This is a genomic window from Nocardioides jiangsuensis, from assembly GCF_019679455.1.
GTDB lineage: Bacteria > Actinomycetota > Actinomycetes > Propionibacteriales > Nocardioidaceae > Nocardioides_C > Nocardioides_C jiangsuensis.
Window position 1 is genome coordinate 251076 of the sequence record NZ_JAIEZQ010000003.1, and the last position, 24319, is coordinate 275394.

Here is a 24319-nt window from a genome sequence, read left to right on the forward strand (position 1 = left end):
GGGGAGTGCGCCGCTCGTCGTGCGAACATCTGCGCCATGACGCAGATCCCCGCCGGCTGGTACCCCGACCCCGCGTCCGGACAGCCCGGCCCGTACGGCGAGCCCGCCCCCGTGCTGCAGGGGCAGCGCTACTGGGACGGGACCGGGTGGACCGAGCACGTCGCCGCCGGGCCGGCGTACGCCCCGCCCGGCGCGCGGATGCAGCCCACCACGCCCGACGGTGAGCCGCTGGCCGGCTGGTGGTCGCGCGTGGCGGCCAGCCTGCTCGACTTCCTGTTCCTGCTGCCGGTGACGATCCTGGTCGCGCTGCCGTTCTTCCTCTGGCAGTGGGACGACCTCGCGGCGTGGTACCGGGCGAGCACCCGGTCCTTCGAGACCGGCACCCCGGTGGAGGACCCCGCGCTCATGCGCGCCTTCACGGTGCCGGGGCTGCTGATGCAGGTCGCCCTGTTCGCGGTGTCCGCCGCCTACACGCTCGGCTTCTGGCACTGGAAGCAGGCCACCCCCGGCAAGATGGTCGCCGGACTGCGGCTGCGCCGCCGGGACACCCCGGGCCCGCTGCCGTGGTCGACGATGATCATCCGTTACGCCGCCGTGAACGTGATGCTGCTCGCCGGCGACAACCCCGTGCTGTCGGGAGCGCTCGGCCTGCTCCTGCTGCTGAACTACCTGTGGCCGCTGTGGGACGACAAGAACCAGGCGCTGCACGACAAGCTGGCCCGGACCAACGTGGTGCTGAGCCGGCGTCAGGCGTAGCGGGCGGTGAAGTTCGCCAGGATCCGGCCCGGCTCGGTGACCAGCGTGACGGTCAGCCGCTCGACGAGCTCGTCGTACTCCTCGGGGGCGAAGTACCCGGCGTGCCGGTAGACCCGGACCCGGGTGAGGATCCCGCCCTGGTCGAGCTCGGGGTGGAACTGGGTGGCGTAGAGGTTCTGCTTGATCCGGAACATCTGCACCGGGCAGGCGGGGGAGTCCGCGAGCAGCACCGCGTGGGGCGGCAGGACCCGGCAGGCCTCCTTGTGCCCCACGAACGCCTCGAACTCCGCCGGCATCCCGGCCAGGACCGGGTCGTCGAGGCCGGCGGAGGTGAGCCGCACCGGTACGGCGCCCACGGGCTCCCCGTAGGTGCGGTCGATCGTGCCGCCCTGGTGGAGGCCGAGCGTGCCGATCCCGTAGCAGGCGCCGAGGAACGGGAAGTCGCGCGCGACGATCTCGTCGAGCAGCGGCCGCAGCTCGGCCTCGACCCGGTGCTGCACCGGCGACTTCAGCCGCGGCGGGTCGCTGGAGTTGAACGGGCTCCCGCCCACGAAGACGCCGGCGTAGTCGTCCAGGTCGATCCGGGGGAGCGGCGCCGCCTCCATCCGGACCCGGTGCAGCTCCTCGGGCGCGAGCCCCGTGATCCGCAGGAACGCGGCGTACTCGTCGTCCGCGGCCTCGTCCTCGGCGCGCGAGGACAGCAGCAGGAAGGGCCTCACGGGGCGATCGTAAGCGGGTACCCGCTCAGAGCACCTTGGACAGGAAGGACTGGGTGCGCTCGTGACGCGGGTTGGCGAGCACCTCGGTCGGGTCGCCCTCCTCGAGGATGACCCCACCGTCCATGAAGACCAGCTTGTCGCCGACCTCGCGGGCGAAGCCCATCTCGTGGGTGACGACCATCATCGTCATGCCCTCGGTGGCGAGGTCCTTCATGACGCCGAGCACGTCGCCCACGAGCTCCGGGTCGAGCGCGCTGGTGGGCTCGTCGAAGAGCATCATGTCGGGGTCCATCGACAGCGCCCGCGCGATCGCGACCCGCTGCTGCTGGCCGCCCGAGAGGTGCGCGGGGAAGGCGTCCTCCTTCTCGCTGAGGCCGACCTTCTGGAGGTTCTTCCGGGCGACCTCGACCGCCTCGTCCTTGCCGCGCTTCTTGACCCGCTGCTGGGCGATGGTGAGGTTGCGCATCACGCTCAGGTGCGGGAACAGGTTGAACGACTGGAAGACCATGCCGATCCGGGTGCGGACCTTGTCGACGTCCACGTCGGGGTCGGTGATCTCGATGCCCTCGACGAAGATCTTGCCCGACGTGGGCTCCTCGAGCCGGTTCACGCAGCGCAGCAGCGTGGACTTGCCGGACCCCGAGGGGCCGATCACGCAGACCACGTCGCTGTTGTCGACGTGGAAGTCGATCCCCTTGAGCACCTCGTTGTCGCCGAAGTACTTGTGCAGGTTCTGGACGTCGATCGCGGGGACGCCCGTCCTGGGCTGCGGCTCGGTCATCAGCGTGCCTTCTCTGCGCGGGACTCCATCCGTCGTACGACGATGGAGAGCGGGACGGTGATCAGGAGGTAGCAGATCGCGATGCCGACCAGGGGAGTCAGGTTCTTCTCCTGGTTGAGCACCTCGCGGCCGAACGCCGCCAGCTCGAGCGTTGCGGTGGTGTACCCGAGCAGGTAGACCAGCGAGGAGTCCTTGGTGAGCAGGATCAGCTCGTTGGTCAGCGGTGGCAGCACGATCCGGAACGCCTGGGGGATCACGATCGACCGCATCGCCCGGCTGGCCGGCATGCCCAGCGAGCGGGCGGCCTCGGTCTGCCCCTTCGGCACCGCCTGGATGCCCGCCCGGATCGTCTCCGCCATGTAGGCGGCGCCGACCAGGCCGAGCGCCAGGGTGGCGATGCCCAGCGTGCCGCCGGGGATCTCCCTCCCGGGGAAGGCCAGCGGCACGCCGGTGCCGAGCGCGATGAAGACGACCAGCGCCGGCACGCCGCGGAAGAACTCGATGAACCCGGTCGCCAGCCAGCGGTACGGCCCGACCGAGGACAGCCGCATCAGCGCGAGGACCAGTCCGAGCAGGAGGCCGAAGGTGAAGCCGCACGCGGTGTAGATCAGCGTGTTGCGCAGCGCGACGACGATGACGTCGGGCCACATCTCGGCGAAGACCTCGCGGTCGAAGAAGACGTCGCGCAGCGTGGCGAGGTCCGCGAAGACCAGGAAGGCCGCGACGGCCACCACCAGCACGGCGTACTGCACCCAGCGGATCACGCGGGCACGTCGACGTGGGCTCATCGCCATGGAGAACTCCTCGGGCAGGTGTCGACGGGGATTCGGGACGCCGTACGGCGTTCTCAGCTGGCGGGAGCGTTCGGGAAGTACTTCTTGAACAGCTCGTCGTACGTGCCGTCGTCCTTGGCCGAGGCGAGCACGTCGTTGACCGACTTGAGCAGCTCGTCGTTCTTGTCCTTGGCGACCGCGAAGCCGTACTGCTCACCGGTGTCGAACTCGGTGGAGACCTCGGTGTCCGGGTTCTGGTCGACGTAGTCGTAGAGCACGCTGTTGTCGTTGATGCCGGCGTCGATGCTGCCGCTCTTGACCGCCGTGGTGAGCAGCGCGAGGTCCTCGAAGACCTTGAGCTCGACGTCCTCGGGGGCGTTGTCCTTGGCGTACTGCTCGCCGGTGGTGCCGATCTGCACGCCCAGGGTCTTGCCGGACAGCGCGTCGAGCGAGTCGTAACCGGCGCCCTTCTTGACCAGCAGCGCCTGGGTGGCGTCGAAGTAGGGGTCGGAGAAGTCCATGACCTCGGCCCGCTCCTCGGTGATGGTCATGCCGGCCGCGGCAATGTCGCACTTGCCGGTGTTCATGGCCTGCCCGGTCTCGATCGTCTCGAACGGGGTGTTCACGATCGACTGCTTCAGCCCGAGGTCCTTGGCGACGAGGTCCATCAGGTCCACGTCGAAGCCGACGATCTCGCCGCTCTCCTTGTACTGGAAGGGCTCGTACGGGAGGTGCGTGCAGACCGTGAGGTTGCCCTCCTTGACGATGTTGGCGCCGCTCTCGGTCTGCGTCGTCTCGGTGTCCGTGGCGCACCCGGCGAGGGCGAGGGCGGCGACGGCAGTGGTGGTCAGGGTCTTCATCACACGTCTGCTCATGGCGTGCACCCTAGCCCGCGGCGGCCGCGATGGGGCAAACCGCCACGTGGAACGGCATTTCACGAAGCCGTCGTCGGCGCAACAACCCTTCTTTTCGTCGGTGCCCGGATGCATGCTGGTAGGCGACCTCCTCCGGGAGGTCGTGCACCGGGGGGATGAGTGAGACGGGGCCGGGGGATGAAGGAAGCGGTAGCAGTGGGTTCAGTGTCGTACGCCGAGAGTCGTGCCACGGACAGGTTCCGGCACGAGGTCGCGTTCTACCGGGGGCTCGACGGTCTCGTCGAGACGCTGCTGCCGTTCGTGCGCGAGGGGGTCGCGCTGGGCGAGCCGGTGCTGGTGGCGCTGCTGCCGGACCGGCTCGCCGCCTTCCGTGAGGCGCTCGGCGCGGATGCCGCGCGGGTCGGCTTCGTCGACATGGCGGAGCTCGGGGCCAACCCCGCCCGGATCATCCCGGAGTGGCGCAGCTTCCTGGACTCCGCGGGCGAGGGGCCGGTGCGTGGCGTCGGCGAGCCGGTGTGGTCCGGACGGCGCCAGGCCGAGCTCGACGAGGCGCTCCTGCACGAGATGCTGCTCAACACGGCCTTCGACGAGGGTCCGCCGTGGCGGCTGCTCTGCCCGTACGACGTCTCCGCGCTGCCCGGCCCGGTGATCGAGGACGCGCTGCGCACCCACCCGGTGCGCCACGAGCTGGCCGGCCTCGACCTGCCGGCGGTCGACGGCCCCGGGCCCGACAGCGCCCGGACGTGGTTCGCCCAGCCGCTGTCCGCGCCGCCGGCGGACGCGGACGTCTTCCACTTCTCGGGCGAGGACCTCGCCGGCCTGCGCAGCGTCGTGGGCCGCCTCAGCGACCAGGCGGGGCTGAGCACCGGGGCGTCCGACGACATGGTGCTCGCCGCCCACGAGCTCGCCACCAACAGCGTGGTGCACGGCGCGGGTGGCGGGACGCTGACCGCGTGGACCGAGTCGGGCGCGTTCGTCGTGAACGTCCGCGACCCGGGCCGGATCGACGACCCGCTGGTCGGGCGCGACCTGATCACCGGGCTCGCCGAGAACGGCCGCGGCGTGTGGATGGCCAACCAGCTGTGCGACCTGGTGCAGGTCCGCTCGGGGGTCGAGGGCACCGAGGTCCGGATCTTCGCCTGGCGCTGACGCGGGGGCGTCGCCCCGGAGCGCCGCCTCGGTCCCGGCCGGGTCAGCTCCGGCGCGCGACGCGTGAGGAGCGGGCGCCGTACGCGAAGTAGATGACGAAGCCGATCAGCAGCCACACCACGAACCGCAGCCAGGTCTCGATCGACAGGTTGCCCATCAGCGCCACGCACAGCACCGCGGACAGGATCGGCAGCACCGGCGAGAGCGGGGTGCGGAACGGCCGGTGCAGGTCGGGGCGGGTGCGGCGCAGGATCGGTACCGCGATCGACACGATCGTGAACGCGAACAGCGTCCCGATGCTGACCATCTCCGCGAGCGCGTCGAGCGGGACGAACGCCGCGAGCAGCCCGACGAACGCGACGGTGGCCAGGGTGATCGCGCTCGGCGTCCCGAACTGCGGGTGCACCTTGGCCAGGCGGGCCGGCAGCAGGCCGTCGCGGGCCATCGCGAAGCCGATCCGGCCCATCGCGACGATGTCGACGAGGATCACCGAGGTGAGGCCGGCGATCGCGGCGACGCCGACCAGGATCGCCGCCCAGCCGAGGCCGACGGTCTCGAAGGCCGCCGAGATCGGGGCGCCTTCGTTGATCTCGCTGTAGTGCACCATGCCGGTGAGCACCGCGGAGACGCCCACGTAGAGCAGCGTGCAGATGCCGAGCGTGCCGAGCAGGCCGAGCGGGAGGTCGCGGCGCGGGTTGCGGGTCTCCTCGCCGAGGTTGGCCACCGCCTCGAAGCCGGTGTAGGAGAAGAACACGATCGCCGCGGCGGACAGCACGCCGGCCATCCCGTACACCGACGGCTCGACGCCGACCAGCGCCTGCCACAGCGGCTGGGTGAGGCCGCTGGTGGTCTCGGCCGGCTCGGTGGCCTCCGGGACGAACGGGGTCCAGTTCCGGGCGGTGACGAAGAAGGCGCCGGCGACGATGACGAAGAGGCAGACCAGCACCTTCACCACGACCAGGAAGTTCGTGACCCACTTGGACTCGCGGATGCCGACGTAGGCGACCACGCCGAGCACCAGCACCACGACCAGCGCGCCGAGGTTGAACGGCGCGGTCTCCCCGAACAGGGTCGCGGGCAGCCCGTCGAACAGCTCGGCGAGATAGCCCGACCAGCCGCGGGCCACCACGGCGGCGCCGAGCGCGAACTCCAGGATCAGGTCCCAGCCGATGATCCAGGCGAAGACCTCGCCGATCGTGGCGTAGGCGTAGGTGTACGCCGACCCGGCGGTCGGCACCGCCGAGGAGAGCTCGGCGTAGCAGAGCGCCGCGAGCAGGCTGACCGCCCCGGCGAGGGCGAAGGAGAGCACCACTCCCGGCCCGGCGGACTCCTTCGCGGCGACCCCGGTGAGCGTGAAGATGCCGGTGCCGATCACGATCCCGATGCCGAAGCCCATCAGGTCGAACGGGCCCAGGCGCTTGCGCAGGTGCCCGGGGCCCGCCTGGCCGGGAGCGGCCTCCGCGGCGTGCTCGGTGGGCTCCTCGGAGTGGGCGAGGATGTCGTCGACGGACTTCGTGCGGGTGAGGTTCACGCCCGCGAAGTTACCCACCGCCGCGGGGGTGGTAATCACGCTGTCCGCCCAGTGGCGGGGAGGCGAAGATCACCCGGGACGTCGGTCACGCCGGGCGGTCGCCCCGGTCGGGCCGTGCGTCGGCCGGGGCCGCCGGGCGGTGGCCCCGGTCCGGCCGTGCGGCCGGGGCTCAGTCGTCCGGCAGCAGGCCGAGCGTGGCCAGGTCCTCCAGAGGCTCGTGGACGCTGCACGACCCGAACGACGTGAACCAGCGCCGCGCCGAGGCCAGCGCGTCCGGCCCCGCCTCGTCCAGCGCGGCGCGGACGGCCGCGGCGTCGCGCTCCTCGAGGGTCGCCGCCACCGCCTCGGGGCCGGCGCCGTCGAGGCTGGCCCGCGTGGCGAGCAGGACGTTGAGGAAGCCGTGGTGCTCGAACCCGGTGTCCGAAGCACGGTGCCGCAGGGCGTGGTGCAGCCCGGCGGTGCACTTGAAGGCCAGCTCGCGGTCCAGGGCGGCCTCGATGCAGGTGGCGAGCTCGGCGGAGCCGGGGAAGGCGTCCGGGTCGAGCCCGCCGGTGCGCAGCTTCAGCCGCAGGTCCATCGCGGCGAGCTCGTCGAGGGCCGCGAGCCACGTGTGGCCGGGTTCGGCGCCGTACAGCCGCGGCGGCTCGACGTACACCGGGACGTCGTCCTCCAGGTGGCCGCTCGCCACGAGCTGGTCGGCGGCGGTCACCACCCGGCGGGCGTTGTGGGCCAGGTCGGCCTCGTCGCGCAGGGCGATCTCCAGGCCCACCAGGCGCAGCTCGGGGGAGGCGCTCCACCGGACCGCGGGCTCCATCGCGCCGGCGCCGCCGCTGACCACGACGCTGACCTCCAGCGGCTCCCCGGCGGCCCCGGCGGCATCGTCGGACCGGAGCACCTCGAGCAGCTCCGGCAGCCGGGCGTCGCCGACGACGAAGCCGCCGACCAGGTCCGCGTGCGCCGAGGAGCGGTGCCGGCGGTGCGCGGCGACCGCCTCGGGCAGCGGGGCGTCGCCCGGCGGGAAGATCGCGGCGTCGTCGACGAGGCGCCGGTACGGCGCGGGGATGGCGGAGGCGTCCACGTCGCCGACCCTAACGCGAGCCGCTCCGGGCTACCGGTCGAACGCCAGCAGGAACGCCTGGAGTCCGGCCAGGTCGTCGGTGTTGATGTGGTCCACGTCGGCCGCGAGCAGCTCACGCCACACCGCGTCGCGGGCCGGCGAGGCGACGTCGGGGGTGGCCCAGAAGCGGACCCGGTAGCCGGCCTCGTGGGCGCGGTCCACGAGGTCGTGCAGCCTCGCCCGCTCGGCGTCGGGGAACGGGCCGACCCCCTGCCAGGTGAAGTGCCGGCTCCAGTTGTCGCTGACCAGTGGCATCTCGGTGGCGGACAGGCCGCCGCCGAGGTCGGACAGCCGGCCGTCGTACCCGGCGTGGCGGACCCGCTGGGACTGCATCAGCGGCAGGTCGCGGTTGCCGCTGATCACCGCCGTGACCGGCCGCTGGTGGACCCGGTCCTCGACGAACGAGGTCAGCAGCCGCGGGTACTCGCGCAGCTCCCGGCTGACCGCCCGATAGGTCGGCACGGCCTCGCTCTTGACGTCGACGAGCAGCTGGAGGCTCCCGTCCCAGCCGCGGTAGACCGCGCCGCCCTCGGAGCGGACGCGGTCGGCGAGGGGGCGAAGGTAGAGCGACTCGAGCGTCCTGCCCGGGTCGACGTCCTCCCGGTCGTGGGCGACGAGCAGCTCGCTGTCGACGAGCCAGACGTCGGCCTCGACGCTGGTGAACCCGTGCGCGAGCGCGTCGTGCAGCGGCCGCGCGTGCTCGTAGTCGTTGTGAGCGTGGGCGCGGTCGAGCGGCCGAACCGCCGAGCCACGCGGCGCCTGGTAGGCACGGGGAAGCCGCAGGCCGCGGTCGGCCATCAGGTCGCGCAGCCGGTCGGGGTAGTCGGTGATCAGGCCGTCGACCCCGGCGTCCATCAGAGCCGCCATCGTGGGCCTGTCGTCGACGGTCCAGGGGACGACCCCGAGGCCGGCGGCGTGCGCGCGGTCCACCATCTGCTCGGTGACGTAGGGGCGGTACGACGGGTCGCCGACGGTCCCGTCCTGCGGGAAGCCGTGCACCGGCGAGATCGCGGACGCGCCGAACGAGTCCGCGGCGGCCACGAGGTCGTCGTCGAAGTCGTCGATGTCGATGCCGCCAAGCCACGGCGAGGCACCCGGCTGGTCCACCTGGAGGAAGTTGTAGTTCGTGAGCGCGACGAGCGGCAGGCGGGGCTCGACCTCCCGCATCCGCATCAGCGAGCCCCAGTCGAAGCTCTGGACGGTGACCTGGTCGACCATGCCGGCCTCGCGGATGTCCGAGGCGACGACCTGGACGAACTGCTCGCGAGGTGCGGTCTCGCTGGGCGCGCCCGCCTCCACCTTGGTCTCGACGTTGAGCACCACGTCGTCGGCGTCGTACCGCTGCACGAGGTCGAACACCTGGGGCAGCGTCGGCATCCGCTCGCCGGGGGAGAGCTCCTGCTCCGGGAACCGCTCCTGCCGCTGGCTGCCGCAGTCGAGCGTGCGCACCTGGACCAGGGTGAGCGTGTTGACGTACCTGCCGACGTAGGGCCACTCCGGGTCGCCCGCCGTGGCGGGAGCGGTGTCGAGGCACTTCGCTCCGCTCACCTTGCGGTCATGGGTGACCACGGCGACGCCGTCCTCGGTGATCTGGGTGTCCAGCTCGAGGGTCGTCACCCCGAGCTCGAGGGCCTGCGCGAAGGCGGGCAGCGTGCTCTCCACCGTGAGGCCGATGCCCCCGCGGTGGGCCTGCAGGTCGAAGTCGCGGGCCGGCGCGGCGGCTGCCTGGGCCGGCGGGGCGGGTGGAGCCACCGCGAGGGTGAGTGCGGCCGCGGCGAGGCCGGCGAGCCAGGTGGGTCGGGAGGTCCGGGATGTGCGCATGTGCCCCATCCGACCCCGGCCCGGGGAACGGGAGGTGACCGGTGGCTGAGCGGCGGGTGGACCGCACGGGGACAGTGCCGCGGCCCGGGCCGCGCCACGCGTCTCCGGACCGCGTCACGCCCGTGCGGCTGCGGCAGACTGGGCGGTATGCCGACCTTCGTGACCCTTCTCCGCGCGATCAACGTCGGTGCGCGGATGTACAAGATGGCCGACCTGCGCACCTGCCTCGCGGACTCCGGCCTGCGCGACGTGGAGACCTACATCCAGACCGGCAACGTCCGGTTCACGACGTCGTTGCGGTCGCGGAGCAAGGTGGAGCAGCACGTCGAGCAAGCCCTCGCGGCGGGCTGCGGCTTCGATGTGCCGGCGATCGTGCTCACCCCGGCGGAGCTGCGCCGGGTGTACGACGACGCGATGGCGCTGCCCTCCCCGTTGCCGGGGGAGCCGCGGCGCTACGTCACCTTCCTCAAGTCCGACCCGCCCGAGGGCGCGGTCGGTCCGATCGACGCCTGGGACTACGACGGCGAGCGGGCCAGGGTCGTCGGCCGGGCGGTGCACGTGTGGCTGACCAAGTCCTCGCACGAGGCAAAATTCAGCAACGCGCGGTTCGAGCGGTCGCTCGGCGTGGCCACCACCCGGGACCTGAAGGTGGTCGCCACCCTGGCCGAGCGCTGGGGGGAGTGACCCCCGGTCGCGCCGGCGCCGGCCGCTACCCGGCCGCGGGCACGACCTCCGGCTCCGTGGCGTGGTCGGCTCGCTCGAGCCGCCGTACCGACCTCGACAGCAGGGTGGCGAGCGCGATCGCGGCGTAGAGCACGCCCGCGACCACCAGCACGTCCCGGGTGCCGAACGCGGCGGCGAGCGGGCCGAACGTGAGCTGGCCGACCGGGATCGCCACGAACGAGCCGAGGGCGTCGTACGACGAGACGCGGGAGAGCACCTTCTCGTCGATGTTCTCGTGCATCGCGGTGTTCCAGCCGATGCCGAAGATCTCCATCCCCGCACCGGCGACGAACGCCATCAGCACCAGGGGCCAGACCTGCGGGTTGAGTCCCAGCATCAGGCAGGGGGCCGCGAAGCAGCAGACGCCGAGCATTCCGGTGCGCAGCGGGTAGCGCAGCCGGACCCGGAGCATGAGCACGGTGGTGAGCAGGATGCCCGCGGCCTCCGCGGAGAGCACGAGCCCCCAGCCGGCCTCGCCGATGGTGTCCTTGGCCAGGGCGGGGCCGAGGGTGTACCAGGCGCCGGCGTGGATCGCGTTGCCCAGCCCGAACGCGAGCACGATCAGCCACAACCAGGTGTGCTCGGTGAAGGCGCCCCAGCCCTCGCGCAGCTCCCGGATCATGCTCGGCGGGGCCGCGTCGGCGTCGCGCGTCCTGGAGGGGATGGCCACCTTCGCCATGCACCCGGCCGCCACGAGCCACGTGAGCGAGTCGATGGCCAGCGCCCAGCCCGGGCCGACGCTCACCACGAGCAGCGCGGCGACGGTCGGGCCGATGATCGCCAGGCCCGCGCGCGAGAAGGACAGCAGGGCGTTGGCCTGCTGCAGGTGGGTGCGCGGGACCACCTGGGGGACGACGCCGTTCATCGCCGGGAAGGTGAACGCCAGCACGGTCCCGTTGAGGACCTCGAGCACGATCACCATCCACAGCTCGGCGGTGCCGGTGATCACCAGCGCGGCCACCGCTCCCTGGGTCAGCGCGGAGAGGAGGTGTGAGAGCTGCATGACCAGCGAGCGGGAGAAGCGGTCCGCGACGACGCCGCCGACGAGCAGGAAGACCACCAGCGGCACGCTCTGCGCCGCGAGCACCATGCCGAGGGCGCTGGGGGAGTCGTCGATGTCGAGCACCGCGAAGGCGAGCGCGACCGGGACCATCATCGAGCCGGTCACCGAGATCACCCGGCCGGCGTAGTACCAGGCGAACCGCCGGTCGCGGAGCGGGGTGAGGGCGTCGGCGAGGTTCATCGGTCGGTCTCCGCCTGGTCGGGCCGGTCGGCGTCGGGCTGGTGGGCGTCGGCCTGGTCGGGCCTCGCGGGCGCGGGCTCGCCGGGCTCGCCGGCGTCGGGCGGCGCGTCGGCCATCTCGAAGACGGCCGCGGTGAGGTTGACGTGCACGGTGCCCGGGGTCCGGGGAGGCTGCGCCTCGGCGTGGATCAGCCTCGCGGCCCGGGTGACGAGCTCGAGGACCTCGTCGCGGACCTGCGGGGAGACCCACATCTCGGCGTCGGTGGTGATGTTCCGGGTGCCCGGCGCGCGCGTCCGGTCGCGCCGTACCAGCTCCTCGCCGAGCGCCCGCAGGTAGTGGTCGCGCCCGGCGCCCGCTCCGTGGGGGTGCTGCTCGGCCCGCTCCCACGGGTGCCGGTACCGCTTGGCGACCCCGCCCCGGATCTTCTCCTCACCGGCCTCGACGAGCTCGTGCGCGGCGACGAGCTGGCGGAGGTGGTACGACGCGTTGGCCTGCGTGATGCCGAGCTCGCGGGCCACCTCGGAGGCGCTCATCGCGGTGCCGGTGAGCAGGGAGAGGATCCGCAGCCGGACCGGGTGCGCGAGCGCCCGCATGGCCGAGACCTGTGCCTGCTGGTGACCTGCCTCCACGGCGGTTCCCCCGTTCGTGACCGTCAAAGACTTCTTTTGGAGTATGGGGCGCCCGTCATCGACTGTCAAAGAGATCTTGGAGAGTTTTACCCGACGGACCGGGATGTTCTTGGTCGAAAACCTTGAGGAGCCGGCTGTCTGCGGGATACAAAGACCCCGGCGCAGACCGTGCCGTCCCCATCCGACACAGGGAGACCCTCTTGTCCGAGCTCGCACCGACTCGCCGGACCGTTCTCACCGGGGCCGCGGCGCTCGCCGCCGTCGGCTTCGTCCCCGGCGCGGCCGCGGCCCAGGGCCCCGGGCCCAAGACCCGCCCCACCGCGACGATCACCGTGCTCGGCACCACCGACCTGCACGGCAACGTCATGAACTGGGACTACTTCGCCAACCGCGACTACCGCGACAGCGCCGGCAACGACATCGGCCTGGCCAAGGTCTCCACGCTGGTCAGCGCGATCCGCGAGGAGCGCGGCGCCGCCAACGTGATGCTGATCGACGCCGGCGACACCATCCAGGGCACCCCGCTGGCCTACTACTACGCGCGGATCGACCCGATCACCGACGGCGCGTCCGTGCACCCGATGGCCGAGGCGATGAACATCATCGGCTACGACGCCGCGGCGCTCGGCAACCACGAGTTCAACTACGGCATCGACACGCTCCGGGTCTTCCAGGAGCAGCTCGACTTCCCGCTGCTCGGCGCGAACGCCGTCGACGCCGCGACGAAGCTCCCCGCCTTCCCGCCGTACTTCATCAAGTCGTTCACCATGCCCGACGGCAAGGTGGTCAAGGTCGGCGTGCTCGGCCTGACCAACCCCGGCATCGCGATCTGGGACAGGGCCAACGTCGAGGGCCGCATGGAGTTCCCCGGCCTCGTCGAGCAGGCGAAGATCTTCGTCCCGCGGCTGCGCAAGGCCGGCGCGGACATCGTGGTCGTGTCGGCGCACTCCGGCGCGGACACCTCCTCGTCGTACGGCGACGCGCTGCCCTACCCCGAGAACGCCGCCACCCTGGTCGCGCAGCAGGTGCCCGGCATCGATGCGATCCTCGTCGGCCACGCCCACAAGGAGATCGTGGAGCGCTGGGTCACCAACGAGGCCACCGGTGAGCAGGTCCTGCTCACCGAGCCTCTCAAGTGGGGCATGCGGCTGTCGGTGATCGACCTCGACCTGACCCTCGTCGAGAAGAAGTGGAGGCTGCGCGGCGTCAGCGCCCAGGTGCTCAACTCCAACACCGTCGACGAGGACCCCGCCGTGGTCGACGCGCTGCAGAAGCAGCACGACATCGTCGTCGACTACGTCAACTCGGTGATCGGCACCTCGGCCCAGGCGATGTCCGCCTCCCGGGCCGTCGTGGAGGACGTCGCGGCCATCGACTTCGTCAACTACGTGCAGGCCGACGCGGTGAAGCAGGCGCTCGCGGGCACCGCCGACGCCGCTCTGCCCGTGGTCAGCATCGCTGCGCCGTTCAACCGCGACGCCGCGATCCCGGAGGGCGAGGTCACCGTCCGCGACGTGGCGGGGCTGTACGTCTTCGACAACACCCTGGTGGCGGTGAAGGTGACCGGCGCGCAGATCCGGGACTACCTGGAGTTCTCGGCCGTCTACTACAAGCAGGTCAGCGGCACCGGGCCCTTCGCGATGAAGGACGTCACCAACGCGGTCACCGCCTCGGCGCCGAACGGCACGCCCGACTACAACTACGACATCGTGGCCGGCCTGGACGCGCCGCTGACCTACGACGTCGACATCGCGCAGCCGGCGGGGTCGCGGATCGCGAACCTGCGGTACGCCGGCGCCCCGATCGTGGACACCCAGGAGTTCGCGATGGCGATCAACAACTACCGCCAGTCCGGCGGCGGCAACTTCCCGCACGTGAAGACCGCCCCGGTGCTCTACAACCGGCAGGTGGAGATCCGGCAGCTGATCATCGACTGGGTCACCGCCAACGGCGTCGTCGACGCGACCGTGTTCGCCTCGAAGGACTGGCAGCTGGTCTCCGGCGGTCAGCCGGTCACGATCAGCTGACCCGACCGACCGGCACGGGGACGTGCGAGCCCGAGGGGTGGTGCGCCGGACGGCGTGCCGCCCCTCGTGCGTCTCCCGGCCGTCCGGGGGAGCGCGCGGCGGCTAGGGTCGCGCCATGACCGAAGGCCTCGACGTCAGTACGCGCGACGGCGCGCTCCGGATCACCCTCGACCGGCCGGAACGGCTCAACGCGCTCACCGCGGACATGGCCGACCGGCTCGCGCAGGAGGTGGAGGAGGCGACCGCGCGCGACGAGGTCCGCGTCGTGGTGCTCTCCGGCCGTGGGGAGGCGTTCTGCTCCGGCGCCGACCTCGGGGGAGCCCAGCCGCGGCGCGACCTCGACGGCACCAGCCTGGACCGGGCGAACCGGATCGTCCGCGCGCTGGTCGCGCTGCCGAAGCCGTGCGTGGCCGTGGTCCCCGGGGTCGCCGCCGGTGTGGGCTGCTCGATCGCGCTGGCCTGCGACCTGGTCGTGGCGGTCGAGTCCGCGCGGTTCGTGCTCGCGTTCTCCCGGATCGGGCTGATGCCCGACGGCGGGGCCACGGCCACGGTCGCGGCCTCGGTGGGTCGGGCCCGGGCCATGCGGATGGCGCTGCTCGGCGAGGCGCTGGGGGCCCGCGCGGCGTACGACGCCGGGCTGGTGAGCCACCTGGCGCCGGACGACGAGCTCGCGGAGGTCGCGGCGGACGTCGTACGCGCACTCGCGGCCGGGCCGCCGCTGGCCTACGCCGCGACGAAGAAGGCCGTGAACCAGGCCGGCCTGCCCGGGCTGGAGGTGGCGCTCGAGCGCGAGCGGTCGGGGCAGACGGTGCTGCTGCGCACCGACGACGCGGCGGAGGGGATGCGCGCCTTCGGGGAGCGCCGGGCGCCGCGCTTCACCGGCGAGTGAGCCCGGGCGGTTCCTCGCGCTCGGTCAGGCGATGACGGTCCCGGCCGTGCGCAGCTCCTCCACCGCCGAGGCGGAGGACGCCTCGGCGACACCGGCGCACAGGTCGGTCAGCAGCCGCACCGAGAAGCCGCTGCTCACCGCGTCCAGGGCGGTCGCCCGCACGCAGTAGTCGGTGGCGATCCCGCACACGTCCACGTCGGTCACCTCGTGCTTGCGCAGCCAGTCGGCCAGGCTGTCGCCGTCGGTGGTGCGTCCCTCGAAGCCGGAGTAGGCGGCGGCGTGCTCGCCCTTGAGGAAGATCGCGTTGAACGGCTGCGGGTCGAGGTTCGGGTGGAAGGCCGCGCCGTCGGTGCCCACCACGCAGTGCACCGGCCAGCTGTCCACGAAGTCGGGCCGGTCGGAGAAGTGCCCGCCGGGGTCGATGTGGTGGTCGCGGGTGGCCACCGCCACGGCGTAGTCGGGCGACTTGGGGCCCTGCTCGGTCCACTCGTGGAGTAGCCGGCCGATCCGGAACGCCACCTCGGCGCCGCCGGCGACGGGGAGGCTGCCTCCCTCGCAGAAGTCGTTCTGGACATCGACGACGATCAGCGCTCGCTTCATGCTCCGAGGCTAGCGGGAGGGCGGGGCGCGGTCACTCGGCCGCGCCCCGGTCAGTCGACGTGCTCGGTCGGGATCACCGGCTCGCCGCGGGAGAGCTGGCGGGCCCGCATCGGCAGCTCGTCCCGGGAGGCGAGGTGCCGGGCCCGGATGGTGTCGAGGTCCTCACGACCCACGACCTCCCCGGCGCGCACCAGCGGCACCAGCAGCGGCCGGTCGTCCCCGTCGTTCTCCGGGGGCTCCCCGATGCCCACCACCTCGGCCTCGGCCACGCCGCGTGCGTTGCGCCGCCGCAGGGCGTACTTCCGGCCCCCGATGGAGATCTTGCCGGTGCTCTTCTTCGCGACGCTGACCAGCTCGCCGTCCGGGTCGTCGGTCTCGGCGCGGGCCACGAGCTTGTAGACGAACCCGCAGGTCGGGTGGCCGCTGCCGGTGACCAGCGACGTCCCGACGCCGTACCCGTCGACGGGGGCGGCCGCCAGCGCGGCGATCGCGTGCTCGTCGAGGTCGGAGGTGACGATGATCCGGGTGTGCGTGGCGCCCAGGCCGTCGAGCTGGGTGCGGACCTGCTGGGCGAGCATGCCGAGGTCGCCGGAGTCGATGCGGACCGCGCCGAGATCGGGCCCGGCGATCTCCACCGCGAGCGACACCGCCTCGGTGATGTCGTAGGTGTCCACGAGCAGGCTGGTGCCCTTGCCGAGGGAGTTCACCTGCGCGGTGAACGCGTCACGCTCGGTGTCGTGCAGCAGGGTGAAGCTGTGCGCGCTGGTGCCGGCGGTCGGTACGCCGTACCGCTGGCGGGCGGCGAGGTTCGAGGTGGTGGCGAAGCCGGCGACGTACGCCGCGCGGGCGGAGGCGACCGCGGCCTCCTCGTGGGTGCGCCGGGAGCCCATCTCGATGCACGGGCGGCCGTTCGCGGCCCACGTCATCCGCGACGCCGCGGAGGCGATCGCCGAGTCGTGGTTGAGGACCGACAGGAGCAGCGTCTCGAGCAGCACGGCCTCGGCGAAGGTCGACTCGACGATCATCAGCGGCGAGTAGGGGAAGTAGGTCTCGCCCTCGGGGTAGCCCCAGATGTCCCCGCTGAACCGGTAGTTCGCCAGCCACTCCAGAGTGGTCTCGTCCACCACGTCGTGCTCGCTCAGGACGCCGAGCACCTCGTCGTCGAAACGGAACCGCTCGAAGGCGTCGAGCGCCCGCCCGACCCCGCCCACGACGCCGTACCGGCGGCCCTCGGGGAGCCGGCGGGGGAAGAGCTCGAACACCGACCGGCGGTTGGCCGTGCCCGCGCGGAGGGCGGCCTGGACCATGGTCAGCTCGTAGTGGTCGGTCAGCAACGCTGTCGATGTCGTCACGTCGGACAGCCTAGGGCGAGGCCCTAGGATGAAGCGCGTGTCAGCACCCATGCCCGTCGAGATCGAGCAGCCCGAGTCCGATGAGGTCACGAGCGTCGCGCGGCCCTGGGTCACCATCGTGTGGAACGACCCGGTCAACCTGATGTCGTACGTCACCTACGTGTTCCAGACCTACTTCGGCTACCCGCGCAAGAAGGCCGAGAAGCTGATGCTCGAGGTGCACGAGGACGGGAAGTCCGTGGTCTCCACCGGCTCTCGCGAGGAGATGGAGCGCGACGTCCAGGCGATGCACGAGTACGGCCTCTGGGCGACCATGGAGAAGGCGACCGAATGACGAAGGTGAGGGTGTGAGCGAGGGTTTCGTCCGCCACGGCGGCTCGCAGGACGTGGTGGCCACGTTCTCCGGTTTCGAGGCCGACCTGCTGAGGTCCCTGGCCTCGCAGCTGGTGGAGCTGCTGCGCAACGAGGCGGCCGCCCCCCGGGCCAGCGACCCGCTCGAGGCGATGCTCGACTTCTCCGGGCCCACCACCGAGCCCGAGGACCCGGTGCTCGCGCGGCTCTTCCCGACGGCCTACCAGCACGACGAGGAGGCGGCCGGGGAGTTCCGCCGCTTCACCGAGGGCACCTTGCGCGACGGCAAGGCCCGCAACGCGGTGCTGATGATCGACATGCTCGAGGAGGCGGGCCTCCCGCCGGAGCTCGAGGAGGACGGCCTCTGGATCGACGTGGAGCTCGACCCCGGCCAGGCGAACGCCTGGTTGCGCTCCTTCACCGACATCCGCCTCGCCCTCGCCACCCGGCTCGGGATCGAGGAGGGCGACGAGGACTACTGGGAGTCCCTGCCCGAGGAGGACCCCCGCGTGCACGTGCACGACATCTACGAGTGGGTCGGCTACCTCCAGGAGACGCTGGTCCGGGCCCTCTGGGTCTGAGCAGGGTCCTCCGGGGCCGGGCCGCCGCGTGTCTTAGCATCCGGACGGAGAGCCGGCCGGTGGGGCCGCCGTACGACGTCCGCCTACGCTCGTCCCGTGCTGAAGATCGACCGAGCGACGTACGACGCGATCGTCGCCCACGCCAAGAAGGACCACCCCGACGAGGCCTGTGGTGTCGTCGCCGGCCCCGAGGGCTCGGACCACCCCGAGCGGTTCGTCCCGATGGTCAACGCTGCCCGCTCGCCCACGTTCTACGAGTTCGACCCCAGCGACCTGCTCGCGCTCTACAAGGAGATGGACGAGCGCGACGAGGAGCCGGTGGTGGTCTACCACTCGCACACCGCGACCGAGGCGTACCCGTCGCGCACCGACATCGGCCTGGCGTCGGAGCCCAACGCGCACTATGTGTTGGTGTCCACACGCGAGCACGGGAATAGCGACGGGCCTGTGGAGTTTAGGTCTTACAGAATCATTGACGGCGCCGTGACCGAGGAAGAGGTCACGGTCACCGACGAGCTGAGGAGCAAGGCCTGATGGCTATCGAGGTACGCATCCCGACGATCCTGCGCACCTACACCGGCGGCGAGAAGGCCGTGTCCGGTGAGGGCGCCACGCTCTCGGAGGTCATCGACGACCTCGAGTCGAACCACCCCGGGATCAAGGAGCGGCTGATCGAGGGCACCGACCTTCGCCGCTTCGTCAACGTCTACGTCAACGACGAGGACGTCCGCTTCACCGGCGGGCTCGGCACCTCCGTCGCCGACGGCGACCAGGTCGTGGTGCTCCCGGCGGTGGCCGGTGGCTGTGGTCTCACCCACGTCGAGTGGGCGAGCACCGCGAACATCTGACATGCGTTTCGACTCCCTCCTCGACTCCGTCGGGGGCACGCCGCTGGTCGGTCTGCCCCGGCTGTCGCCGTCCCCGGACGTGCGGCTGTGGGCGAAGCTCGAGGACATGAACCCGACCGGGTCGATCAAGGACCGCGCCGCCCTGGCGATGTTCGAGCAGGGTGAGCGGGACGGCTCGCTGCGTCCCGGCTGCACGATCCTCGAGCCGACCTCCGGCAACACCGGCATCTCGCTGGCGATGGTCGCGAAGCTGCGCGGCTACCGGCTGGTGTGCGTGATGCCGGAGAACACCTCGGAGGAGCGCCGCCAGCTGCTGCGCATGTGGGGCGCCGAGATCGTCTCCTCGCCGGCCGCGGGCGGCTCCAACGAGGCCGTCCGGGTCGCGAAGCGGCTCGCCGAGGAGCACCCCGACTGGGTGATGCTCTACCAGTACGGCAACCCCGCCAACGCGCTCGCGCACTACGAGGGAACCGGCCCGGAGATCCTGGCCGACCTGCCCTCGGTGACGCACTTCGTGGCCGGCCTCGGCACCACCGGAACCCTGATGGGCACCGGCCGGTTCTTCAAGGAGAAGGCCCCGGAGGTGAAGATCGTCGCGGCCGAGCCCCGGTACGGCGAGCTCGTCTACGGCCTGCGGAACCTCGACGAGGGGTTCGTCCCGGAGCTGTACGACGAGACGATGATCGACTCACGGTTCTCGGTCGGTCCGCGCGACGCCGTACGCCGGGTCCGCGAGCTGCTCGAGACGGAGGGTATCTTCGCCGGCATCTCCACCGGCGCGATCCTGCACGCCGCGCTGGCCCAGGCCGCGAAGTCGGTCAAGGCGGGCGAACGTGCGGACATCGTCTTCGTGGTGTGCGACGGTGGCTGGAAGTACCTCTCCACCGGCGCCTACGAAGGCACGATCGACGAGGCCGAGGAGCGTCTCGACGGGCAGCTCTGGGCCTGAGCCCAGGACGTTGGCAGCGGAGATCAAGCGGAGCGACAGCAGGGGAGCAGCATGGTCTACCGCATCCTGAAGGGGCTGCTCGCTGCGGTGTTCCGCCTCGTGTGGCGCCCGACGGTGACCGGGGTGGAGAACATCCCGCGCAAGGGTCCGCTCATCCTGGCCAGCAACCACCTGTCCTTCGTCGACAGCATGGTGATCCCGGTGTGCGTGCCGCGGCAGGTGGTCTTCCTCGCGAAGAGCGACTACTTCACCGGCACCGGGGTCAAGGGCACGCTGATGCGGGCCTGGTTCACCTTCTTCGGGATGATCCCGGTCGACCGCGACGACACCCGATCCGCACAGGCCTCCCTCGACGCCGCGCTCGGCGTGCTGCGCAAGGACGGCGCCTTCGGCATCTACCCCGAGGGCACCCGCTCGCGCGACGGGCTGCTCTACCGCGGCAAGACCGGGGTGGCCTGGCTCGCGCTCGCCACCGGGGCGCCCGTCGTACCCGTGGCCGTGGTCGGCACCGAGAAGCTCCAGCCCGTCGGCTCACGTCTGCCCCGCCTGGCGAAGGTGGAGGTCCACTTCGGCCGCCCGATCGAGGTGCGGGGCCGGTACGAGGGGGTCCCCGCCGCGCGGGCGCGCCGGGAGGTGACCGACGAGATCATGACGGCGATCCACGCCATGTCCGGCCAGGAGCTCGCCGGCCGCTACAACGAGCGGTCCAGCTGACCGGTCCCGCCCGCGTCTTCCCGGGGCCTAGCCGGGTCGATTGCCCGCAGCCGGTGCCGGTGATCGCCCCGCTGGCCGTTGACGGCGCAGCCCGGCCCACAGGGGCGTGCCGCGCCCGGCCAGCCGCGCCGCTGCAGGACGCCGGCGACGCGTACGGCGGTGGCACAGGCGTGCTGGTCCACGTGGCGCCAGGACAGTCGCAGCGTCAGCGAGTCACCGGCCGCGGCCACGAGGTCTCGCTCCATGTCGCGCCAACGGTCCCGGACCAGCTCGTGGCCGACCCTCCCGTCGAGCTCCACGACGAGCGCGAACCGCGGATACTCCACGTCGCGGAAGACCACCCCGCCTGAGGCACGGGCGACCGCTTGCCGCTCCCCGCGGGGCAGGCCGTGCGCCCGCTCCACGCGTGACAGGTACCCCTGCTCGAGCACCGAGAACGCCCCCTCGGCGACGTCGCCCAGCGTCGAGCGCAACCATGCCCCGTGGCGCAGTCGCCGCCGCCGGCCCAGGGCATCGAGCAGCCGCGCGGCGGTGGTCCTGTGCTGCTGGCACAGGTCCGCCGCGACCGCGAGTGCCTCGGTCCGGGCCGACGCGGACGCGCACACGTCGAGCACGGCCTCCTCGAGCACCAGCCGCGGCGGGCCGAGGTTCCACCGCACCCGCGCGGGCAGGTCCACCAGGCGGTGCAGCCGCACCCCGGGGAACTGGACCCTGTTGCGGGGGTGCTCGATCGCCACGTGCACCACGTCCTCGGCGCACCACGACGGCGCACGCCCGGCGCCGTCCGCAGGCCAGACGCCCGCAGCAGGTGCCGATGATCGACCCCGCAAGCGCCGGCGCTGCCCTCAGGCGTGGTGTGACTCCGCGCAGGGGAAGAACACCTCGGTGCGCGGCTCGGGCACCTCGGGGCCGTCCAGGTAGAGCTCCCAGGGCTCGCCGGTGGCGACGTACCCGTTGTCGGTGATCCAGTCGCTCGTCGCCTTGTAGGCGTCCCCGAGCTTCTCGTAGGCGCCGACGTGCATCGTCCGGGCCACCCGGCCGCCGGGCAGCGTCACCGGCTCGACCCGGCCGGAGGCGGAGACGGTGCCCGTCACGGGGAAGCCCGCCTCGATGTCCCAGCCGCCGTCGTCGGCGGGGCGGTAGCGCGCGAACGGCGCGCCCGCGACGCCCACCCCCTGCTGCTCCGCGGTTCCCACCACCTCGCCGAAGACCGAGCCGAGGAAGTCGGCGATGCCGTCGTGGGCGACGTGACCGTGTACGGCGGCCGCGGGCTGCTCCTGGAGGTCGACGAGGCGCACTTCGTAGCTCATGACCCCACCCTGTCGGACGCCGCCCGGTGTCCACGAGGGGCGAAGGTCCCGCGGGGTCAGACCACGCGGCGCGCGCGGCCAGCGTCTCGCGCATCCGGACCGCGACGACGAGGCCGGAGACCGAGCGTGAGCGCGGCGACGGCCCACACGGCTGCACGGACGCCGAACGCGTCGGCGAGCACGCCGGCCAGGACCGCGCCGACCGTGAACCCGGCCGTGTCCGAGCAGGCCAAGCGCATTCCCCTGGGGGTATTCCACCCCTGGGGGCGTGACCACCGTCGCAGGTGACGTGGGTCGCTCGCGCGTGAGGTGGGCGTGGCGAGCCATTAGCCTGATCGCGTGGCGGACGCACCTATCGGGATCTTCGACTCAGGCTTCGGTGGACTCACCGTGGCCCGTGCGGTCATCGACCAGCTGCCGCACGAGCCCGTCCTCTACCTCGGCGACACCGCCCGCCAGCCCTACGGCCCCAAGCCGATCGGGGAGGTGCGCGAGTACGCCCTCGAGTGCCTCGACCACCTCGTCGACCAGGGCGTCAAGGCGCTCGTCATCGCGTGCAACTCCGCCAGCGCCGCCGTCCTCCGCGACGCCCGCGAGCGCTACCCGGTGCCCGTGGTCGAGGTGATCTTCCCGGCCACCCGGCGCGCGGTCGCCGCCAGCCGCACCGGCCGGATCGGCGTGATCTGCACCCGGGCGACCGCCGAGTCGATGGCGTACGACGACGCCTTCGCCGCCGCGCCGCACGTGCTGCTGCACACCCAGGCGTGCCCGCGCTTCGTGGAGTTCGTGGAGGCCGGCGTCACCAGCGGAGACGAGCTGATCAAGGTCGCCCACGAGTACCTCGACCCGCTGGTCTCGCACGGCGTGGACACGCTCGTCCTCGGCTGCACGCACTACCCGCTGCTGACCGGCGTCCTGTCCCTGGTGATGGGCGACCAGGTCACCCTGGTCTCCAGCGCGGAGGAGACCGCGAAGGACGTCTACAAGCTCCTCGTCCGGCACGGCCTCGAGCGCGACCCCGACCTCGGGCCGCCCGAGCACCGGTTCCTCACCACCGGGTCGCCCGCGGAGTTCGAGCGGATCGGCCGCCGGTTCCTCGGCCCGGAGATGCGCGGCGTGAACCAGTTCGCCTGGGTGCGCGCATGAGCACCTCACCAGACCGCACGCTGCGCTCGCGTTTCCGCGGGGGCCCGCATCAGCGCCGCCCGAGCGCCGCCCCGCGCTGCTCCGGGGGGCCGGCGTGAGGCTCACCGTCGTCGGCTGCTCGGGGTCCTACCCGGGCCCGGACTCGCCGGCCAGCTGCTACCTCGTGGAGGCCGACCAGGACGGGCGCACCTGGCGGGTCCTGCTCGACCTGGGCAGCGGCGCGCTCGGCCGGCTGCACCGGCACGCCGACCCGCTGAGCATCGACGGGGTCTTCATCAGTCACCTGCACCCGGACCACTGGTTCGACATGAGCGGCTACTACGTGCTGCGCAAGTACCACCCGGCCGGCGCCCCTCCGCGCATCCCGGTCTACGGTCCACGCGGAGTGGCGAAGCGGCTGGCCGAGGCCTACGGCCTCGCGGAGAACCCCGGGATGACCGAGGAGTTCGACTTCCACGAGTACGACGACGAGGGGACCGTCTCGGTCGGCCCGCTGACCGTCGAGGTCAGGCGGGTGCTGCACCCCGTCGACGCCTACGCGATGCGGGTCACCAGCCAGGGTCGCTCCCTCGTCTACAGCGGCGACACGGCCCGTTGCGAAGCGCTCGTCGACCTTGCCCGCGACACCGACCTGCTCGTCGCAGAGGCCAGCTTCCGGGAGGGCGAGGAGAACCCGCCCGAGCTCCACATGACCGGCAAGGAAGCTGCCGAGACGGCGGTGCGCGCCGGTGCGGGTCGGCTCGTCCTGACGCACATCCCGCCGTGGTACGACCCGAAGGACGCGCTCGAGGAGGCCCGCCCGGTGTTCGAGGGGCCTCTCGAGCTCGCCGTCTGCGGGGCGACGTACGACCTCTGACGGAGTGGCGTCACTCGACCCGAGGCTGCGGCTTGAAGCGGCGCACCTCATGGGGCCAGCCGCAGGCCTCCGCGATCTTGCCCGCCCACATCGTCGCGGCCTCGTCGTCGGCCACGTCCACGACGGCGAACCCGCCCAGGAACTCCTTGGTCTCGACGTAGGGTCCGTCGGTGATCACCACGGTGCCACCGGTGGGGTCGGCGCTGTAGACCGGGCCGTCCTCCTCCTCGAGACCCCCGGCGAAGACGTACACGCCGGCAGCCTTCATCTCGTTGACCACCGCCATGGCGAGCGGTCCGCGCCCGCGGAACCACTCCTCGGTGTGGTCGCCCACCCACTGCTGGTTGAAGTAGAGGAGGTACTCGGGCATGACTGCTCCTTCTGCTCCTTCTGCTCGGGCGGACCCAGCGGACCGCGTTCACCTACCCCACGAACGGCGACAGGCGAATCCGACACGGTGGTACCGGAATTGAAACACCGGCGTGAGGTGGCAGCGGAGAGCACTCGCACGCTCATCGGCTAGGAGATCCGGGAGAGCGAGGGGTGCTCAGCGCGTAGCGGAGGACAGGGGACAGGGCG

Annotated in this window: 27 protein-coding genes; 13 read left to right on the plus strand and 14 right to left on the minus strand. The window is 71.9% G+C overall.

Features of this window, described 5'->3' with window-relative positions:
• The first annotated feature begins 36 nt into the window (after positions 1-36).
• Positions 37-756 (plus strand): RDD family protein, encoded by a 720-nt coding sequence (locus K1X13_RS17015; RefSeq protein WP_221026335.1) that lies wholly within the window; start codon positions 37-39, stop codon positions 754-756.
• Here the strand turns inward: K1X13_RS17015 and K1X13_RS17020 are convergent.
• From K1X13_RS17020 to K1X13_RS17035, 4 genes are read right to left on the minus strand one after another with little or no spacing between them, the layout of a single operon-like run.
• Positions 747-1475: a glutamine amidotransferase gene (locus K1X13_RS17020; protein ID WP_221026336.1), complete on the minus strand. Its 729-nt coding sequence runs from the start codon at positions 1473-1475 to the stop codon at positions 747-749. The genes K1X13_RS17015 and K1X13_RS17020 overlap by 10 nt on opposite strands.
• 25 nt (positions 1476-1500) lie before the next feature.
• Positions 1501-2256, minus strand: coding sequence for an amino acid ABC transporter ATP-binding protein (locus K1X13_RS17025; RefSeq protein ID WP_221026337.1), 756 nt, complete (start codon positions 2254-2256; stop codon positions 1501-1503).
• Entirely contained in the window at positions 2256-3050 is a 795-nt protein-coding gene (locus K1X13_RS17030) for an amino acid ABC transporter permease (protein ID WP_221026338.1), read from the minus strand. The genes K1X13_RS17025 and K1X13_RS17030 overlap by 1 nt, the downstream gene beginning before the upstream one ends.
• Positions 3051-3103: 53 nt before the next feature.
• On the minus strand, positions 3104-3904 hold the full coding sequence (locus K1X13_RS17035; protein WP_221026339.1) for a basic amino acid ABC transporter substrate-binding protein: 801 nt from the start codon (positions 3902-3904) through the stop codon (positions 3104-3106).
• 195 nt (positions 3905-4099) lie between these two features.
• Between K1X13_RS17035 and K1X13_RS17040 the strand changes: the two genes are divergently transcribed.
• Positions 4100-5053 carry an anti-sigma factor RsbA family regulatory protein gene (locus K1X13_RS17040; RefSeq protein ID WP_221026340.1) on the plus strand — a complete coding sequence of 318 codons (954 nt, stop codon included), beginning with the start codon at positions 4100-4102 and terminating at the stop codon, positions 5051-5053.
• A gap of 43 nt (positions 5054-5096) precedes the next feature.
• Here K1X13_RS17040 and K1X13_RS17045 read toward each other — a convergent pair whose 3' ends face one another.
• The 3 genes from K1X13_RS17045 to K1X13_RS17055 form a co-directional block, all read right to left on the minus strand.
• The gene (locus K1X13_RS17045; RefSeq protein ID WP_221026341.1) at positions 5097-6584 is read right to left on the minus strand and encodes an amino acid permease; all 1488 of its coding nucleotides are present in this window, start codon (positions 6582-6584) and stop codon (positions 5097-5099) included.
• A gap of 169 nt (positions 6585-6753) precedes the next feature.
• Positions 6754-7662 (minus strand): hypothetical protein, encoded by a 909-nt coding sequence (locus K1X13_RS17050; RefSeq protein WP_221026342.1) that lies wholly within the window; start codon positions 7660-7662, stop codon positions 6754-6756.
• Positions 7663-7692: 30 nt separating this feature from the next.
• On the minus strand, positions 7693-9522 hold the full coding sequence (locus tag K1X13_RS17055; protein WP_221026343.1) for a glycerophosphodiester phosphodiesterase family protein: 1830 nt from the start codon (positions 9520-9522) through the stop codon (positions 7693-7695).
• 147 nt (positions 9523-9669) lie between these two features.
• Here K1X13_RS17055 and K1X13_RS17060 point away from each other — a divergent pair, with 147 nt between their 5' ends.
• Positions 9670-10206 carry a DUF1697 domain-containing protein gene (locus K1X13_RS17060; protein ID WP_221026344.1) on the plus strand — a complete coding sequence of 179 codons (537 nt, stop codon included), beginning with the start codon at positions 9670-9672 and terminating at the stop codon, positions 10204-10206.
• A gap of 25 nt (positions 10207-10231) precedes the next feature.
• On the opposite strand, the gene K1X13_RS17065 is transcribed toward K1X13_RS17060, so the two are convergent.
• Together K1X13_RS17065 and K1X13_RS17070 are read right to left on the minus strand one after the other, a co-directional pair.
• Complete coding sequence (locus K1X13_RS17065) at positions 10232-11488, minus strand: MFS transporter (protein WP_221026345.1); 1257 nt, start codon at positions 11486-11488, stop codon at positions 10232-10234.
• Entirely contained in the window at positions 11485-12117 is a 633-nt protein-coding gene (locus K1X13_RS17070) for an ArsR/SmtB family transcription factor (protein WP_221026346.1), read from the minus strand. Before K1X13_RS17070 ends, K1X13_RS17065 begins: the two co-directional genes overlap by 4 nt.
• Positions 12118-12317: 200 nt before the next feature.
• Between K1X13_RS17070 and K1X13_RS17075 the strand changes: the two genes are divergently transcribed.
• Both K1X13_RS17075 and K1X13_RS17080 read left to right on the plus strand, forming a co-directional pair.
• Positions 12318-14144 (plus strand): bifunctional metallophosphatase/5'-nucleotidase, encoded by a 1827-nt coding sequence (locus tag K1X13_RS17075; RefSeq protein WP_221026347.1) that lies wholly within the window; start codon positions 12318-12320, stop codon positions 14142-14144.
• Positions 14145-14259: 115 nt separating this feature from the next.
• Positions 14260-15033 (plus strand): enoyl-CoA hydratase, encoded by a 774-nt coding sequence (locus K1X13_RS17080; RefSeq protein ID WP_221026348.1) that lies wholly within the window; start codon positions 14260-14262, stop codon positions 15031-15033.
• 24 nt (positions 15034-15057) lie between these two features.
• On the opposite strand, the gene K1X13_RS17085 is transcribed toward K1X13_RS17080, so the two are convergent.
• Both K1X13_RS17085 and K1X13_RS17090 read right to left on the minus strand, forming a co-directional pair.
• A complete protein-coding gene (locus tag K1X13_RS17085; protein WP_221026349.1) occupies positions 15058-15633 on the minus strand; it encodes a nicotinamidase in 576 nt (191 codons plus the stop codon).
• Between the two features lie 50 nt (positions 15634-15683).
• Positions 15684-16985 (minus strand): nicotinate phosphoribosyltransferase, encoded by a 1302-nt coding sequence (locus tag K1X13_RS17090; RefSeq protein ID WP_308249613.1) that lies wholly within the window; start codon positions 16983-16985, stop codon positions 15684-15686.
• A 28-nt stretch (positions 16986-17013) separates the two neighbouring features.
• Between K1X13_RS17090 and clpS the strand changes: the two genes are divergently transcribed.
• The 6 genes from clpS to K1X13_RS17120 all read left to right on the plus strand — a co-directional run bounded on the left by clpS (position 17014) and on the right by K1X13_RS17120 (position 20428).
• The gene (clpS, locus tag K1X13_RS17095) at positions 17014-17319 is read left to right on the plus strand and encodes an ATP-dependent Clp protease adapter ClpS (RefSeq protein ID WP_221026351.1); all 306 of its coding nucleotides are present in this window, start codon (positions 17014-17016) and stop codon (positions 17317-17319) included.
• A 13-nt stretch (positions 17320-17332) separates the two neighbouring features.
• On the plus strand, positions 17333-17917 hold the full coding sequence (locus K1X13_RS17100) for a DUF2017 domain-containing protein (protein WP_221026352.1): 585 nt from the start codon (positions 17333-17335) through the stop codon (positions 17915-17917).
• Between the two features lie 96 nt (positions 17918-18013).
• The gene (locus K1X13_RS17105; protein WP_221026353.1) at positions 18014-18451 is read left to right on the plus strand and encodes a M67 family metallopeptidase; all 438 of its coding nucleotides are present in this window, start codon (positions 18014-18016) and stop codon (positions 18449-18451) included.
• Entirely contained in the window at positions 18451-18765 is a 315-nt protein-coding gene (locus K1X13_RS17110) for a MoaD family protein (RefSeq protein ID WP_221026354.1), read from the plus strand. The genes K1X13_RS17105 and K1X13_RS17110 overlap by 1 nt, the downstream gene beginning before the upstream one ends.
• A gap of 1 nt (position 18766) precedes the next feature.
• Complete coding sequence (locus K1X13_RS17115; RefSeq protein WP_221026355.1) at positions 18767-19714, plus strand: PLP-dependent cysteine synthase family protein; 948 nt, start codon at positions 18767-18769, stop codon at positions 19712-19714.
• Between the two features lie 51 nt (positions 19715-19765).
• Positions 19766-20428, plus strand: coding sequence for a lysophospholipid acyltransferase family protein (locus K1X13_RS17120; protein ID WP_221026356.1), 663 nt, complete (start codon positions 19766-19768; stop codon positions 20426-20428).
• Here the strand turns inward: K1X13_RS17120 and K1X13_RS17125 are convergent.
• Positions 20407-21165, minus strand: a complete 759-nt coding sequence (locus K1X13_RS17125) for a hypothetical protein (RefSeq protein ID WP_221026357.1) — start codon at positions 21163-21165, stop codon at positions 20407-20409. The two genes, K1X13_RS17120 and K1X13_RS17125, sit on opposite strands and share 22 nt — an antisense overlap.
• 108 nt (positions 21166-21273) lie before the next feature.
• Positions 21274-21738, minus strand: coding sequence for a GyrI-like domain-containing protein (locus K1X13_RS17130; protein WP_221026358.1), 465 nt, complete (start codon positions 21736-21738; stop codon positions 21274-21276).
• A gap of 339 nt (positions 21739-22077) precedes the next feature.
• On the opposite strand from K1X13_RS17130, the gene murI reads away from it, so the two are divergent.
• Together murI and K1X13_RS17140 are read left to right on the plus strand one after the other, a co-directional pair.
• Entirely contained in the window at positions 22078-22884 is an 807-nt protein-coding gene (gene murI, locus K1X13_RS17135) for a glutamate racemase (RefSeq protein WP_221026359.1), read from the plus strand.
• A 94-nt stretch (positions 22885-22978) separates the two neighbouring features.
• Positions 22979-23740 carry an MBL fold metallo-hydrolase gene (locus K1X13_RS17140; RefSeq protein ID WP_221026360.1) on the plus strand — a complete coding sequence of 254 codons (762 nt, stop codon included), beginning with the start codon at positions 22979-22981 and terminating at the stop codon, positions 23738-23740.
• A 10-nt stretch (positions 23741-23750) separates the two neighbouring features.
• Here K1X13_RS17140 and K1X13_RS17145 read toward each other — a convergent pair whose 3' ends face one another.
• The gene (locus tag K1X13_RS17145; protein WP_221026361.1) at positions 23751-24110 is read right to left on the minus strand and encodes a YciI family protein; all 360 of its coding nucleotides are present in this window, start codon (positions 24108-24110) and stop codon (positions 23751-23753) included.
• Between the last annotated feature and the right edge of the window lie 209 nt (positions 24111-24319).

Excerpts from the sequence above, each read along its gene's own strand:
- K1X13_RS17015 (WP_221026335.1), top strand. The coding sequence starts at position 37 with ATGACGCAGATCCCCGCCGGCTGGTACCCCGACCCCGCGTCCGGACAG.
- K1X13_RS17025 (WP_221026337.1), bottom strand. The coding sequence starts at position 2,256 with ATGACCGAGCCGCAGCCCAGGACGGGCGTCCCCGCGATCGACGTCCAG.
- K1X13_RS17030 (WP_221026338.1), bottom strand. The coding sequence starts at position 3,050 with ATGGCGATGAGCCCACGTCGACGTGCCCGCGTGATCCGCTGGGTGCAG.
- K1X13_RS17035 (WP_221026339.1), bottom strand. The coding sequence starts at position 3,904 with ATGAGCAGACGTGTGATGAAGACCCTGACCACCACTGCCGTCGCCGCC.
- K1X13_RS17055 (WP_221026343.1), bottom strand. The coding sequence starts at position 9,522 with ATGCGCACATCCCGGACCTCCCGACCCACCTGGCTCGCCGGCCTCGCC.
- K1X13_RS17060 (WP_221026344.1), top strand. The coding sequence starts at position 9,670 with ATGCCGACCTTCGTGACCCTTCTCCGCGCGATCAACGTCGGTGCGCGG.
- K1X13_RS17065 (WP_221026345.1), bottom strand. The coding sequence starts at position 11,488 with ATGAACCTCGCCGACGCCCTCACCCCGCTCCGCGACCGGCGGTTCGCC.
- K1X13_RS17080 (WP_221026348.1), top strand. The coding sequence starts at position 14,260 with ATGACCGAAGGCCTCGACGTCAGTACGCGCGACGGCGCGCTCCGGATC.
- K1X13_RS17085 (WP_221026349.1), bottom strand. The coding sequence starts at position 15,633 with ATGAAGCGAGCGCTGATCGTCGTCGATGTCCAGAACGACTTCTGCGAG.
- clpS (WP_221026351.1), top strand. The coding sequence starts at position 17,014 with ATGAAGCGCGTGTCAGCACCCATGCCCGTCGAGATCGAGCAGCCCGAG.
- K1X13_RS17110 (WP_221026354.1), top strand. The coding sequence starts at position 18,451 with ATGGCTATCGAGGTACGCATCCCGACGATCCTGCGCACCTACACCGGC.
- K1X13_RS17115 (WP_221026355.1), top strand. The coding sequence starts at position 18,767 with ATGCGTTTCGACTCCCTCCTCGACTCCGTCGGGGGCACGCCGCTGGTC.
- K1X13_RS17120 (WP_221026356.1), top strand. The coding sequence starts at position 19,766 with ATGGTCTACCGCATCCTGAAGGGGCTGCTCGCTGCGGTGTTCCGCCTC.
- K1X13_RS17130 (WP_221026358.1), bottom strand. The coding sequence starts at position 21,738 with ATGAGCTACGAAGTGCGCCTCGTCGACCTCCAGGAGCAGCCCGCGGCC.
- K1X13_RS17145 (WP_221026361.1), bottom strand. The coding sequence starts at position 24,110 with ATGCCCGAGTACCTCCTCTACTTCAACCAGCAGTGGGTGGGCGACCAC.